Consider the following 14194-nt stretch of genomic DNA (forward strand, 5'->3'; position numbering starts at 1 on the left):
GGGCCCACGCGGGGGCCACGCCGTCAGGAGCGGGCGTGGACCAGGGCGGTGAGGACGCGCTCGACGCTGGACTGCAGACCCCACCGGTGCACGAGCTCCCCGAGCCGGTCCAGGTCCGCGGGGGCGGCCGGCAGGGCGTCGTCGAGGTCGTCCAGCGGGACGTCCCGGGCGGTCTGGACGACGACGGGGGCGGCGGCGAGGTAGTCCTGCGCCGCCAGCAGCTTGCTGCGCTGGCCCGGGGAGAGCCCCGAGGCGTCGTCGTGGGCGGCGGCGACGAGCGCGGCGAGGGTGCCGTACCGGGTGACGAGCGCCGCCGCGGTCTTCTCCCCGATCCCGCTCACACCGGGCAGCCCGTCGGAGGGGTCGCCGCGCAGGACGGCCATGTCGGCGTAGCCCTGGCCGGTGCCGACGCCGTACTTGCCCTGCAGCCACGTCTGGGTGACGGCGTCGGCCTTGCGAACGCCCTTGCCGCAGTAGAGGACGCGGACGCCCGCGGCGTCGTCGACCAGCTGGAAGAGGTCGCGGTCGCCCGTGACGACGTCCACGGGGTCGCCACTCGCGGCGGTGCAGCGGGTGGCCAGGGTGGCCATGACGTCGTCGGCCTCGTACCCGGGCGCTCCGACCCGGGTGATGCCCAGAGCGGCGAGCACGTCGACGATGACGTCCACCTGGGGCAGCAGCAGGTCGGGGGCGTCCTCCCCGCCGTCGGGGGCGACGCGGTGCGCCTTGTAGCTCGGCAGCGCCTCGACCCGGAACGCCGGGCGCCAGTCGTCGTCCCAGCAGGCCACCAGGCGGGTCGGGCCCCAGGTGGTGACGAGGAAGGCGATCGAGTCCAGGAAGCCCCGCACCGCGTTGACGGGCGTGCCGTCCGGGGCGGTCACCGAGTCCGGCACGCCGTGGAAGGCGCGGAAGTACAAGGACGCGGAGTCGAGCAGCATCAGCCGACCGGCGGGGTGGGGCATGCGGGGGAGTCTCGCAGAGGGGGCGGGGGCCGGTGTGGAGGTCATCCGGACGGACCGTGGGGACGCACCGTACGGGTGACCCGGACGGGCGTCCGGCGGCGCAGACTGTGACAGTAGTCCCGGACAACCACAGCTCGACAGGCAGTTCGAACCAGGGGGGAACACCATGACCGACCACTCGACCACTCGCCCGACCTCGCGGCGTCGTCGCCGCATCGGGACGCTGGCGGCCGGCGGTGCGGTCGTCCTCGCGCTCGGCCTCGGGGCCTGCGGCGGCGGTGACGACTCGGCCTCCGGCACCCCGGCCCAGGGCACCTCGACCTCCTCGCCCGCCACGCAGCTGACGGCGTTCGAGGCCGTCAAGGCGTCGGCGAAGAACTCCAAGGAGGCCGGCAGCGCCAAGTTCTCCCTGACGATGACCGGCACCGGCCAGGCCGCCGCCGTCGGCGACGTCTCGGCCGACGGGTCGTTCGACTCGACCAAGGGCGCCTTCGAGATGACGATGAACCTGCCGGCCGAGGCCGGCGGGACCAAGCTCACGATGCGCTTCGTCGACGGTGCCGCCTACCTGTCCGGCGCCCCGCTGACGGCCGAGGGCCAGTGGATGAAGATGCCGCTGGACCAGATGGGCGCGACGGGCCTGGACACGGCGCAGATGGACCCGACCAAGCAGCTCGAGCAGCTCGAGGGCGTGGCCGAGGACGTCAAGGAGCTGCCGGCCCAGGACATCCGCGGCGTCCAGGCCAAGGGCTACTCCGGCACCATCGACGCCACCAAGGCGATCGAGCAGCTCCCCGCCGAGCAGCAGACGGAGGAGGCCAAGAAGGCCGCCGCCGAGCTCGGGTCGATCCCCTTCACCCTGTACGTCGACGACAAGGACCGCCCGGTCCGCATGACCGAGGACGTCACGGTCGAGGGCTCGACGCTGAAGGTCCAGATGGACTTCTTCGACTGGGGCTCGAAGGTCGACGTGTCCGCTCCGGACCCGTCCACCGTCAAGGAGATGCCGAGCATGGAGGGCATGACCGGGGAGGCCTCGGGCGAGGCGACCGCTCCCGCCGCGGCCTGACGCACCTGACCGACGGTCCACGTCGGGCGGCTCCTACGCTGCCCGACGTGGACCGTTCTGCATCCCCAGCCCGTCGGCTCTACCGGGGTGGGGCGGTGTACTCCCCGGCCGACCCGTTCGCGACGGCCATGCTCGTCGAGGGCTCGACGGTCGCGTGGGTGGGCCCGGACGAGGCCGCCGCGTCGTGGACCCGCGACGGCGACGAGGTCGTCGAGCTCGAGGGTCGGCTCATCACCCCGGCGTTCGTCGACGCGCACGTCCACCTGACCGAGACCGGGCTGCGGCACACCGGCCTGGACCTGCACGGGGTCGTCGGGCCGCAGGAGCTGCTGGCCGCCGTCGCCGCCCGCGCCGTGCCGGGTGAATTGCTGGCGGGGTTCGGGTGGGACGAGTCGCGCTGGGGCGCCGCCGCCGTGCCCACCCGGGCCGAGCTGGACCGCGCGGCCCCCGGCACCCCCGTCGTCCTGTCCCGCGTCGACGGGCACAGCGCCCTCGTCAGCTCCGCGCTCGCGCAGGCCGCCGGGTTGCGGGACCTGCCCGGCTGGGACGAGGACGGCTGGGTGCGCGGAGCCGCCCACCACGCGGCCCTCGACGCCCGCTGGGCGGCCCTGACCCCCGACGCCGCCGACCGGGCCCGCCGCAGCGCCCTGCGGGCCGCGGCGGCCGCGGGCATCGGCACCGTGCACGAGATGTCGGGCCGCTGGCTCGCACCGCCCGGCGACCTCCCGGCACTGCAGCGGTTGGCCGCCGACGAGCCGTTGCCGCACGTCGTGGGGTACCTCGCCGAGCGCGTCGGCTCCGTCGCGCAGGCCCGTGAGGTCCTGGCGGCGGCGACCGCCGCCGGGGCCGACGTCGCCGGGCTCGGCGGCGACCTCACCGTCGACGGCGCCCTCGGGTCGCGCACGGCGGCCCTGCGGGCGGACTACGCCGACGCCCCCGGCTCGCGCGGGTCCCTGCACCTGGACGCCACCGTCGTGGCCGACCACCTCCACGCGTGCACGCTCGCGGGGGTGCAGGCCGCGTTCCACGCCATCGGCGACGCCGCCCTCGACGTCGTCGTCACCGCCCTGCAGGCGGTGGCGGCCGACCTCGGTGTCCCGGCCGTGGCGTCGGCTGGGCACCGGGTCGAGCACGCCGTCCTCGCCGACGCGGCCGTCGTGCAGGCCTTCGCCCGCCTCGGCACGGCCGTCAGCGCTCAGCCGGCGTTCGGGGCGACCTGGGGCGGGCCCGGGGGCGTGTACGCGCGGCGGCTGGGGGAGCGGGAGGCGCACGTCCAGGACCTCGCAGCCTTCGCCGCCGCCGGGGTGCCCCTGGCCTTCGGCTCCGACACCCCGGTGACGCCCTTCGCGCCGTGGGCGGCGGTCCGGGCGGCGGGGTTCCCTCCGCGCGAGGAGCACGCCGTCTCCGTGCGCGCCGCGTTCCTGGCCCACACGCGCGGCGGGCACCGGCTCGCGGGTCGCGGTCACCCGGGGGTGCTGCGCCCGGGGGCCCCCGCGACGTACGCCGTCTGGGACGTGGAGGACCTCCTCGTGCAGGCGCCCGACCGGAGGTTGTCCGGGTGGAGCACGGACGCGCGGTCGGGCACGCCGGGCCTGCCCGACCTGTCGCCGGGCGCGCCGGAGCCGGTGTGCCGGCGGACCGTCGTCGACGGGGTCGTCGTCCACGACGGGCCCTGGTGAGCGTTCCGGCGACACGCCGTGCGACACGCCGGGAACGGCAACGATGATCACTCCTCGTGACCCCGCTGTGACCTGCCGCGATGAACGTTTGCGCAGGTCACGGGCAGGTTGACACGAGGGGACGACGGGGTAGTTTCGGGGTGCAGTCCACGACCGACAAGGCCGGCCGGGCCCTCGACCCGCCGCCGTCGCAGCCGCACCACCTGCGACGACGACCGGGGCGATCGACCGGCCGGTGTGGACGTGGTCGGGTCCGCGCGCCCTTAGACAACGGCGCGTCCCTCGTGGCCGACGGGGGGCGCGACGGCCCGAGGGGTGCGTGGGCTCGGCCGTGACCACCGTCCGCCGCTGGGGACTCCCGGGGACGGTCCCGGAGGGGAACCAGCGGCCGACGGTGGCGGTTACCCTCACGTGGTGCCTTCCCGCCCGGTCGATCCCGCCCCGCTGCGGCTGCCGCTGAGCTTGCTGCTCGCCGTCCTCGGAGGCGTCGCCGCCTGGGCCGCCTTCCCCGGGACGATCTCGCGGGAGGGCTGGTGGTTCACCGCCGTCCTCGCCGTCGCCCTGCTGGCGCTGGCCACGCACCGCGTGCGGGCCCGTCGCGGTTTCGCCGCCGGTCTGCTCTTCGGCCTCGCGTTCATGTTCCCGCACCTGGCGTGGAGCGGGACGTACGTCGGACTGCTGCCGTGGTCGGCCCTCACCGTCGTCTGCGCGCTCTTCTACGCCGTGCTCGGCGCGTTCCTGCCCCGTCTCCAGCGCGCGCGCTGGCGCCTCGCGCCGTTGGCCGTCGCGACGGGCTGGGTCGCGCTGGAGGCCGCCCGAGCCCGCTTCCCCTTCGAGGGCTTCCCATGGGGTCGGCTCGCCTTCTCCCAGGCCGACGCCCCGACGCTGGGGCTGGCCGCGCTCGGCGGATCCCCGCTGGTGACGTTCGGGGTGTCGCTGTCGGGTGCCCTGCTGGCCTCCGGCGTGCTCGCGCTGCTGCGGCTGCCTGCGCCGGCCGGCGCGCCCCGTGGGGTGCCGCGGCTGCGACCCGCGGCCCTGTTCGCCGTGGCGGCCGTCGCCGTCGCCGCCTCCGGTGCCCTCGTGCCGCGGCCCACGGCGGCCGAGGACGGTACGAAGTTCGTGGCGGCCGTCCAGGGGAACGTCCCCGAGGCGGGCCTGGAGTTCAACGCCGAGCGCCGCGCCGTCCTGGACAACCACGCGCGCGCCACGGAGGCGCTGGCCCGCGCCGTCGACGCGGGGACCGCCCGGCAGCCGGACCTGGTGCTGTGGCCGGAGAACTCCAGCGACATCGACCCGTACGAGAACCCCGACGCGGCCGCGGTCATCGACCAGGCCGCCCGCGACGTCCGGGCGCCCCTGCTCGTCGGCGCCGTCCTGGACGGCCCGGGCCGCTACGTCTCCAACACCGGGCTCGTCGTGACGCCCGACCAGGGCCTGGCCGGTGCCCGGGACGACGACAGCCGGCACTACGTCAAGCAGCGGCCGGCCCCCTTCGGCGAGTACATGCCCTACCGCTCCTTCTTCCGGATGTTCAGCGACAAGGTCGACCTCGTCTCGCGCGACTTCGTCCACGGCGACCACGTCGGGCTGCTGCGGATGGGCGGTGTGCCGGTCGGCGACGTCATCTGCTTCGAGGTGGCCTTCGACGACACCGTGCGCGACTCCGTGCGCGCCGGCGCGCAGTTCCTGGTCGTGCAGACCAACAACGCGACCTTCGGGTACTCCGACGAGGCCGTGCAGCAGCTCGCCATGTCCCGCCTGCGGGCCGTGGAGTCGGGCCGGGCGGTCGTGCAGATCTCCACCGTGGGCGTCAGCGCGATCATCGGTCCCGACGGCGTGGCCCACGACGAGTCGTCGTTGTTCACGACGGACGTGCTCACCGGCGACGTCGCCCTGCGCACGACGCAGACGGTCGCCACCCGCGTCGGCGACGCCCCGGAGCTGGCCCTGACCGCGCTGGCGCTGCTCCTGCTGCTGACCGCCCGCCGCGGTGACCGTCGCCGCCCCCGCGGTGGCGCCCCCGCCCCGGAACGGTCGGCCGACCCGGTCCCCGCCGCGTGAGCGCGCAGCCTGCACGCCGCCGTCGCTGGACGACGGCGATCCCGGTCGCGTTCGTCCTGCTCGTCGTCCTGGAGGTGTGGCTGCTCGTCCAGCTCGGCCACGTCGTCGGGGGCGGCTGGGTGCTCGTGCTGCTGCTGGCCGAGACCTTCGGCGGGCTGCTGGTGCTGCGGCGGGCGGGCCGACGGGCCCTCGAGGCGTTCCGGCAGACGGCGTCCGTGCCGTTCGGGGCGCCCGTGCCCGGTCAGGAACCGGGCGTCGTCGGCAACGCCGTGCTCGCCGGGCTGGGCGGTGCGCTCCTCGTCGTCCCGGGGCTGCTGAGCGACGTCGTCGGGTTGTTGTGCATCGTCCCGCCGACGCGGCGGCTGCTGCGCCGGCTGTTCGTGCGCGTGGTCCGGCGGCGGGTGGAGCGGGCCGTGCGCGAGGCCGGCGGCACGGTCCCCGGACGCGTCGTCCCCGGCGACGTCGTCGACGGCGACGTGGTCGACGGCGAGGTCGTCGAGGACCCGCGCGAACTGGGCCGCTGACCCCGGGACGCGTACCCGGGCGAGGTGCAGAGAGGCCGGCCCCCCGACGGGTGGACCGGCCTCCTGGGTGCGCGGCTCAGGCGCTGCGCTTGATCAGCTCGCGGCTGCGGAGCAGCTCGAGCCTCTCGTCCAGCAGCACCTCGAGCTCGGCGATGGTGCGACGCTCCAGGAGCATGTCCCAGTGCGTGCGCGCCGGCTTGCCGGCCTTCTTCTCCGGAGCGTCGGTGTCGGCCCGCAGCGCCTCGGCCCCGCACCGGCACTCCCACAGCGGAGGCACGTCGGCCTCCAGCGACATGGGCACCGTGACGGAGTGACCGTTCGGGCAGTGGTACGTGACCTGCTGGCGCTCGGCCGGTTCGACGCCGGACTCGCTCTCGAGGCTGGCGCCTCCGAGGCGGGACCCTCGTAGGTTGCGCTCGCTCATGTGACCTCCCCACCGTCCCCTCCGCACGGCGACCCCCGGGGATCCGAGGGCGTGGAGGAGACTCGTTGGTTGAACGCGGTGCCCACCCCGGCTGTTCCCGCGACCACCACGACCGGAGTGTGGAGGTCGTGTGCGCGCCGGGGCTGTGTCCCTGGGGAGGGCGTCGCTCAACGTACTGGATCGGTACCGTTCCGTGCCTGCTGAACTCCGGCGGCGACGTCCACCCGGGTGAGCAGCACGGCCCCGACGACGAAGAACGCCAGCAGGGCCACCAGCGCTGGGCGGTAGGAACCCGTCAGCTGCGCGACGAGGCCGAAGACCAGCGTCCCCAGCCAGCTCGTGCCCCGTTCCCCGGCCTGGTAGAGGCTGAAGTACTCGGCTTCGGCGCCCTGCGGCACGAGCCGGCTGAAGAGCGAGCGGGACAGCGCCTGCGTCCCGCCGAGGACGAGGCCGATGAGGACGGCGAGCGCGAGCCAGGTGCTGAACGCCCCGCGCGGCACGGCGAACGCGCTCAGCACGACCACGATCCAGAGGACGAGGCCACCGAGGACGGTGCGCTGGGCGCCGTACCGGCCGGCGATCCTGCCGAAGGCGAGCGCCCCGACGAAGGCGACGGCCTGCACGAGCAGGACGGTGGTCAGCAGCTGAGCGGCGGAGAAGCCGAGCTCCTCCTGGCCGTACACGCTGGAGGCGGCGATGACGGTCTGGATGCCGTCGTTGAAGATCAGGTACGCCAGCAGGAAGCGCAGCACCTGCGGGTGGTGGCGCAGCCCGCGCAGGGTCGTGAGGAGCTGGCGGAACGGCCCGAGCGTCGTCGCCACCACCGGGACGGGGCGCGGGGGCAGCCGGCGCAGGCCGAGCACCGGGACGATCGTGAACAGCCCCCACCACAGCCCGGCGGAGGCGAGGGAGACACGCACGGCCCACTCGTCGGTGAGGCCGAAGGTGCCGGGGCTGGAGACGACCAGGAGGTTGACCGCGAGGAGGGTGAACCCGCCGAGGTAGCCCGCCGCCCAGCCGCGGGAGGAGACGGCGTCCCGCTCCTCGGGGTCGGAGACGTCGCACAGGAGCGCGTCGTTGACGACGAGGGAGCAGGTGAGGCTGACGACGGCGACGAGGGCGAGCAGGACGCCGAGCCACCAGCGGTCCCCGCCCATCGTGACCATGGCGGTGGCCGCGACGGCACCGACCCAGGCGAACCCGCCCAGCAACCGGTGCCGGTGCCGGGTCCGGTCGGCCAGGGCGCCCACGAAGGGCAGGAGGACGGCGGACAGCAGCGTCGCGACCGTGATCGTGTAGAGGGCGACGGAGCCGGGCGAGACGGGCAGGCCGAGGACGGACAGGTCGCGCGTGCAGCCGGTGGGCTGCTCGGGGCAGGCGGCCCGGCGGGCGAGGACGGTGAGGTACGGGGAGAACAGGACCGTCTGGGTCGTGGTGACGAACGCCGAGTTCGCCCAGTCGTAGACGTACCAGGACCGGCGGGCCCGCAGCAGGGTCGGGTCGACGGTGCTCACCGGGCGATCACCGGACGATCATGCCCGCCACTCCCCGCGGGCGACCAGCACGTCCTTGAGGACGTCGGCGCGGTCGGTGATGATCCCGTCCACGCCGAGGTCGAGCAGGGCGCCGATCTGGGCCGCGTCGTCGACGGTCCAGACGTGGACCTGGGCGCCGGCGCGGTGGACGGTGTCGACGAAGCGGGCCGAGACGACGTCGATCCCCCCCTGCCGGACCGGCACCTGCACGGCGTCGACGCGGCCGAGCGCGCAACGGGCCAGGACGGGCAGGTGCAGGGTGCTGCCGGCGAGGGCCAGCGCCGTGCCGAGGGAACTGGCGGAGGTCGCCTCCCGACCACCGGCGGCCGCGAGCGCCGCGCGCCGACGGCGTTCGCCGAAGGCGGTGACGAGGACCCGCCCGTGGGCCCGGGTGCGGCGCAGCACCTCACCGAGGCCGGCGACGGCGGCCTCGGTCTTGACGTCGAGGTTGAAGCGGGCGTCGGGGAAGCGTCCCAGGACGTCCTCGAGCCGGGGGACGCCCTCGCGGCCGGCGACGCGCAGGTGGCGGACCTGCTCCCAGGTGAGGTCGGACAGGTCTCCGTGGCCGTCGGTGACGCGGTCGAGGTGCTCGTCGTGGAAGGCGACGAGGACGCCGTCGGCCGTGGCCCGCACGTCGGTCTCGAGGAAGGTGTACCCGAGGTCGACCGCGGCGGCGAAGGCGGGGAGCGTGTTCTCCACGCCGTCCGTGGGCCCGGCCGCGAACCCGCGGTGGGCCATGGCGATCGGGCCGTCCCAGGAGCAGAAGGCGTGCCGGGCCGGCGGCCGGGGGACCATCAGCCCGTGAACTCCCAGTGCCACGGCTCGAACTGCCCGCCGCGGTTCTGGGCCCAGGCCGGGTTGATCCAGCCGTAGAGGGCAGCGTTGCGGTCCATCCACAGGTGCTGGGCGGACGTGGCGTTCTGGATGCCGCCGCCGAGGTCGACGGCGATGCCGAGGCCGTGCCGGCTGGTGCCGGGCTTGGCGGCCAGCCCGGGCTTGCGGGCCTTGACGTCGATCTGCTCGGCCAGGGTGCGGTAGGAGTCGGTGATCGCGATGTTCGACCCGAACTCGGACGCGTACGCCTGGTTGAGGGCTGCGAACGCGTTGGCCGCGTCCGAGCGCAGCACGTGGTTCGGGGCGCTGGCCAGCGGGCACAGGGCGTTGCGGGGGATGAGCCCGTTCGCGAACCCGGAGAGGTTGATGCCCGTCTCGCAGTCGCCGACGGCGGCGAACCCGCCGGCGGTGGCGGCGGCCGCGGCGGCCTGGGCCTGGGCCTGGGCGGCGGCGAGGTTGGAGGCGAGGGTGGCGGCGCGGGCCGAGTCGGACGTCGCGGTGCCCGAGGCCGCGGCCTGCAGGACGGCGAGGGCGTCCACCTGGCTGCGCTGCTGGGCGACGAGTGTGTCGGCCTGCTGCTTGGCGGCCACGGCGATCTCGGCCTGGCGCGTGGCCTCGGCGGCCGCGTCGGCGGCGCGGGTGGTGGCGTCGGCCTGCTCGCGCTGGGCCCGGTCGAACGCCTCGACGGCGTTGGACCGGCCGTCACCGATGCGCTTGGCGGAGGCGATCGCGCTGGCGGTGTCGTCGGTGGGGCCGCTCTTGAGGACGGTGACGAACCCGGAGTACTCCTGCAGCGACGCGCCGCCGCGGTAGGTCTGCGAGGCCCACAGCCCGAGGTCCTTGCGACCCTGCTCGAGGGCGGCCTCGGCCTCGGCGAGGCGCTGGCGCTGCAACGTCTCCTCGTTCTCAGCGGCCCACTTGGCCTCCATGGCCTGCTGGTACCTCTCCAGCGCCTCGCCGGCCTGCTGGGCGAGGGCGTCGAGGCGCCCCTGCGCGGCGGCGAGGTCGGCCTGCGCCTGGGCGAGCTTGGCGGCGGACTCGGCCGCCTGCCGGCGGGCCTCGTCGAGCTGGGCCTGGGTCGGCGGCTCGTCGGCCCGCACTGCCGCGGGCGCAGCGGCGGTCAAGGGGGCCGCGAAGGCGGACGGGACGAGCGCGCCGGACGTCAGAGCCCCGGCAGCGGTCGCGGCGATCAGCAGCGCCGCGCGCAGGCGGGCGGGTCGAGCGGTGGTGCGGGCCGTGGGGGAGAGCACGTCGTGCACATCCAGAGCGGTCGGGGGCCTTCGCCCGGATCGGCTGTCGGTGACGCGTGGGGCACGCGGAAGTCGTGGTGCGGTCGGGTCTGGTGGAGGTCCTGTGGTGACGTCCTCGCCGGACCCTACCCTCCGGAACCTCGGCACCGGGAGGCTCGACACGTAGGTGTGGACGCGCGATGTGACCAGCATCACGTATCGGACGGTCCATCGCTCGTCACGTTCCGTCTCGCGTTCCGGGACCGGCTGGCATCATCCGGCGGTGCCCGAACCACGCCCCGCACATCCGGACGCCACGCGTCTCGAGGCCGTCCTGCAGGTCGTCGCGCAGGACGCCGCCCAGGACGCCGGCGGCATCGACCCCGCCCTGCTCGGCGACTTCCTGGACGCCGTCTGGCGGGCGGTCGTCTCCGGCCGCCGGCTGTCGACGGCGCGGACCGCCCGCTACCGGGCCGTGGGGGAGGAGGCCGCCGCCTCCGGGGTCGCGCTGCGCGCCCTGCTGGACCTCTACCTGTCCGCGGCCTGGCGGCTGTGGCGGTCCCTGCCCCCCGTCCAGGACGCCGCCGCCGACCCCGACGGCGTGGTGACGGCCGGTGAGGTCGTCCTGCGCGCCACCGACGACGCCGTCGCGGCCCTCACCGAGGGCTACCAGATCGCCCGCCGTCAGCTCGTGCGCCGCGAGGAGTCCCGCCGCCGCGAGTTCGTCGACGACCTGCTCGCCGGCACCTCCGACCTGCCGGGCCTGCTGCGCCGCGCACCCCGCCACGGCCTGGACCTCACCGGCCCCCACGCCGTCTGCGTCGTGCGCGCCGACGCCCCCTTCACCGACGGCACCCCCCAGGTCGCGGCCATCGAGCGCCGGCTGCAGGGGGCGCAGGCCGACGCCGACGCCCTCGTCGCGACCAAGGACGGAGCCCTCGTGCTGGTCTTCGCGGCCCCCGACCGGGCCGCCGTGGCGGAGGTCCTCGACCGGCTGCGAGACGTCCTCGGCAGCCCGCAGCGCACGGGGTGGCGCGCCGGCGTCGGACGGCCGGGGCCGGGCGCCGGTGGTGTCGTCGGCTCCTACGAGCAGGCCCGCCGCGCCCTCGACCTCGGGGGCCGCGTCGGCGTCACCGACCCGGTGGCCGACGCCTCCGACCTCCTCGTCTACGAGGTCCTGCTGCGCGACCGCGACGTCGCCACCGACCTCGTCGAGTCCACGCTCGGAGGGCTGCGCGGCGTGCGGGGAGGGGTCGAACCGTTCCTCGAGACGCTCGAGGTCTACCTCGAGGCCGGCGGCAACGCGACCGAGGCGGCCCGCCGCCTGCACCTGTCGGTCCGGGCCGTCACCTACCGCCTGGCCCGCGTGCGCGACCTCACCGGCACCGACCCCACCCGCCCCGCCCAGCGCTTCGGAGTGCAGGCCGCCGTGCTCGCCGCGCGGGCCCTGGGGTGGCCCGGCCCCCCCTCCTGACGGTCTGGAGGGCAGTCTTGCCGGAGTCCGGCAAGGAACCGCGCCGAACTCGTCGCGTTCTCGACAGGACACTGCCAGGACCCGGCAGCCACCATGGAGGAGGGCGGCGACCGCCGCCCGCAACCTCCACCTCCGGGAGCACACGATGGGTCTGGACCTCAACGTCCCCCTCTGGGCCTGGGTGGCGCTCGGCGTCGTCATCGTCGTCATGCTGGCGATCGACCTGCTCGGTCACCGCGGGGCCCACGTCATCCAGTTCAAGGAAGCCGCCGTTTGGAGCGGTGTCTGGGTCGCGATGGCGCTGATCTTCGGCGGCATCATCTTCTGGGCCTACGGGGCCGAGGCCGGGACGGCGTACACGACGGCCTGGTTGCTCGAGAAGAGCCTGTCCGTCGACAACCTCTTCGTCTTCGCCCTGATCTTCGGGTACTTCAAGGTGCCCCGCGAGTACCAGCACCGCGTGCTGTTCCTCGGTGTCCTCGGCGCCCTGCTCTTCCGCGGCATCTTCCTCGGCGTCGGCGTGGCCGTCGTCGAGCGCTTCACCGCCATCCTCTTCGTCTTCGGCGCGATCCTGCTGTGGTCGGCCTGGAAGATGCTGAAGGACGACGACACCGACATGGACCCGAGCACCAACATCGGCGTCCGCATGCTCAAGAAGATCATCCCGCTGAAGGACGAGTACCACGGCACGAAGTTCTTCATCAAGGAGGCCGGCAAGCGCTACGGCACCCCGCTGCTCGCGGTGGTCGCCGCCATCGAGGCCGCCGACCTGATCTTCGCCGTCGACAGCGTCCCCGCCGTCCTCGCCGTCTCGGACGAGGCGTTCATCGTCTACTCCTCCAACGCCTTCGCGATCCTGGGTCTGCGCGCCCTGTACTTCATGCTCTCGGGTCTGCTCGAGCGCTTCCACCTGCTGAGCAAGGCGCTGGCCTTCATCCTCGCCTTCATCGGCGTGAAGCTGTTCTTCCAGGCCGGGCACGAGGTCATCAGCCCCTCGATCCCGCACATCCCGACCTACGTGAGCCTCGGCGTCATCGTCGTCTCCCTCACCCTGGCGATCGTCCTCAGCCTCAAGCGGCCGGCCCCCGACTCCGGGGACGCCTCCCACGGGGTGGACGGTGACGAACCGCAGCGCACGGTGGAGGACACCCCCACCAAGCACTGACCCGTTGCGACTCCCGGACCCGGCGCCCGTCCCCGCACCCGCGGGGGCGGGCGCCTCGTCGTCCCCCCCACGGGACCGCCGCCGACGCCGTGGTCCACTGGCCCCGTGCGCACCCCTCGCCCCCCGCTGCTGGTGGCCGCGGCGACGTCGTACGCGGCCAACTGCGCGCTGGGTGCGGCCGTCGCCGTCCGTGTCGTGGACACCTCGGGGGTCCGCTGGGTGCACCACGCGGTCTTCGTCACGACGGCCGCGCTGACGGCGGCCGCGGGCGCCGACCTCCTGCGCCGCCGCTCCGGCGCCTTCTGGCGGTTGCTCCCGGTCGCAGCCCCCTTGCTGGCGATCCCGGCGGTTCCCGCCCGTACCCGCTGGCACCCCGTGATCGCCCTGACCGCCGCGCCGGCGTACGTCGCGGCCCTGCGGAGCGCGTGATGGAACTGCGCGACGCGATCGCCTCCCGGCGCACCACCAACGGCGCGTTCCTGCCCGACCCGGTGAGTCCGGAGGACCAGCGCCGCCTCGTCGAGGCGGCCTCGCGCGCCCCCTCCCAGCTCAACAGCCAGCCCTGGCGGTTCGTCCTCGTCGAGTCCCGGGCCACCATCGAGGAGGTGGCCCGCATCAGCGGGGCCTCGATGACGACGGCCATGGGCAACGGCACGTTCTTCGAGCGGTACAAGCGGTACTTCCGCTTCAGCGCGCAGGAGATGAGCGAACGCCGCACCGGCATGCTGTTCGACAGGATGCCCGCGCCGCTGCGGCCCTTCACCCGCAGCGTGTTCACCCGCCGGGGGCAGTGGGCCATGAACGTCCTGCGGGTCCCGCGGCGGCTCGGGGCGCAGAACCGCGAACTCGTGGCCGGTTCTCCGCTCCTGATGGGCGTCATGCTCGACCGCGCCGAGTACCGGCCGGGAGAGCTGTCGGCGTTCTACTCGCTGTTCTCGATGGGGGCGGCGATGGAGAACGTCTGGCTGACGACGACCGAACTCGGCCTGGGACTGCAGTTCATCAGCTTCCCCATGGAGGTCCCCGGCGCGTGGGAGCGCATCGTCGAACTCCTCGCGGTGCCCGACGACCTCGAGCTCATGGCCGTCTACCGCATCGGGCACGTGACTCCCTCGGCGCGGCGACCGGTCATCGACTGGACGAGTTCGGAACGCCTGCCGGTCTCGCGGTACGTGTTCCGCGAGACCTGCGAGCAGCCGCAGACGGGATGGGACGGGCCGGTGCAGCCCTAGACTGCC

The 14194-nt window shown here is 74.6% G+C and carries 13 protein-coding genes; 8 read left to right on the forward strand and 5 right to left on the reverse strand.

The window, feature by feature from the left end; translation table 11 throughout:
• Window positions 1–23: 23 nt before the first annotated feature.
• Window positions 24–962, reverse strand: a complete 939-nt coding sequence (locus ACFEMC_RS10095) for a 5'-3' exonuclease H3TH domain-containing protein (protein WP_380175956.1) — start codon at window positions 960–962, stop codon at window positions 24–26.
• A gap of 166 nt (window positions 963–1128) precedes the next feature.
• Here ACFEMC_RS10095 and ACFEMC_RS10100 point away from each other — a divergent pair, with 166 nt between their 5' ends.
• The 4 genes from ACFEMC_RS10100 (at window position 1129) to ACFEMC_RS10115 (ending at window position 6295) form a co-directional block, all read left to right on the forward strand.
• Entirely contained in the window at window positions 1129–2031 is a 903-nt protein-coding gene (locus tag ACFEMC_RS10100) for a DUF6612 family protein (protein WP_380175958.1), read from the forward strand.
• A 128-nt stretch (window positions 2032–2159) separates the two neighbouring features.
• Window positions 2160–3710, forward strand: coding sequence for an amidohydrolase (locus ACFEMC_RS10105; protein WP_380176720.1), 1551 nt, complete (start codon window positions 2160–2162; stop codon window positions 3708–3710).
• 414 nt (window positions 3711–4124) lie between these two features.
• Window positions 4125–5771 carry an apolipoprotein N-acyltransferase gene (gene lnt / locus ACFEMC_RS10110; RefSeq protein WP_380175960.1) on the forward strand — a complete coding sequence of 549 codons (1647 nt, stop codon included), beginning with the start codon at window positions 4125–4127 and terminating at the stop codon, window positions 5769–5771.
• Entirely contained in the window at window positions 5768–6295 is a 528-nt protein-coding gene (locus ACFEMC_RS10115) for an FxsA family protein (RefSeq protein WP_380175962.1), read from the forward strand. Before lnt ends, ACFEMC_RS10115 begins: the two co-directional genes overlap by 4 nt.
• 76 nt (window positions 6296–6371) lie before the next feature.
• Here ACFEMC_RS10115 and ACFEMC_RS10120 read toward each other — a convergent pair whose 3' ends face one another.
• The 4 genes from ACFEMC_RS10120 to ACFEMC_RS10135 all read right to left on the reverse strand — a co-directional run bounded on the left by ACFEMC_RS10120 (window position 6372) and on the right by ACFEMC_RS10135 (window position 10338).
• A complete protein-coding gene (locus tag ACFEMC_RS10120; protein WP_380175964.1) occupies window positions 6372–6719 on the reverse strand; it encodes an RNA polymerase-binding protein RbpA in 348 nt (115 codons plus the stop codon).
• Between the two features lie 167 nt (window positions 6720–6886).
• A complete protein-coding gene (locus ACFEMC_RS10125; protein ID WP_380175966.1) occupies window positions 6887–8233 on the reverse strand; it encodes an MFS transporter in 1347 nt (448 codons plus the stop codon).
• Between the two features lie 18 nt (window positions 8234–8251).
• A complete protein-coding gene (locus tag ACFEMC_RS10130; protein WP_380175968.1) occupies window positions 8252–9073 on the reverse strand; it encodes a glycerophosphodiester phosphodiesterase family protein in 822 nt (273 codons plus the stop codon).
• Window positions 9049–10338: a D-alanyl-D-alanine carboxypeptidase family protein gene (locus ACFEMC_RS10135; RefSeq protein ID WP_380175970.1), complete on the reverse strand. Its 1290-nt coding sequence runs from the start codon at window positions 10336–10338 to the stop codon at window positions 9049–9051. The genes ACFEMC_RS10130 and ACFEMC_RS10135 overlap by 25 nt, the downstream gene beginning before the upstream one ends.
• A 262-nt stretch (window positions 10339–10600) precedes the next feature.
• Between ACFEMC_RS10135 and ACFEMC_RS10140 the strand changes: the two genes are divergently transcribed.
• The 4 genes from ACFEMC_RS10140 to ACFEMC_RS10155 all read left to right on the forward strand — a co-directional run bounded on the left by ACFEMC_RS10140 (window position 10601) and on the right by ACFEMC_RS10155 (window position 14188).
• Entirely contained in the window at window positions 10601–11791 is a 1191-nt protein-coding gene (locus ACFEMC_RS10140) for a PucR family transcriptional regulator (RefSeq protein ID WP_380175971.1), read from the forward strand.
• A gap of 145 nt (window positions 11792–11936) precedes the next feature.
• Window positions 11937–12956 carry a TerC family protein gene (locus ACFEMC_RS10145; protein ID WP_380175973.1) on the forward strand — a complete coding sequence of 340 codons (1020 nt, stop codon included), beginning with the start codon at window positions 11937–11939 and terminating at the stop codon, window positions 12954–12956.
• Window positions 12957–13061: 105 nt separating this feature from the next.
• Window positions 13062–13385 (forward strand): hypothetical protein, encoded by a 324-nt coding sequence (locus ACFEMC_RS10150; RefSeq protein ID WP_380175975.1) that lies wholly within the window; start codon window positions 13062–13064, stop codon window positions 13383–13385.
• Window positions 13385–14188 (forward strand): nitroreductase family protein, encoded by an 804-nt coding sequence (locus tag ACFEMC_RS10155; RefSeq protein WP_380175977.1) that lies wholly within the window; start codon window positions 13385–13387, stop codon window positions 14186–14188. Before ACFEMC_RS10150 ends, ACFEMC_RS10155 begins: the two co-directional genes overlap by 1 nt.
• Window positions 14189–14194 lie beyond the last annotated feature (6 nt).

The organism is Kineococcus sp. DHX-1, assembly GCF_042473625.1.
Lineage (GTDB): Bacteria > Actinomycetota > Actinomycetes > Actinomycetales > Kineococcaceae > Kineococcus.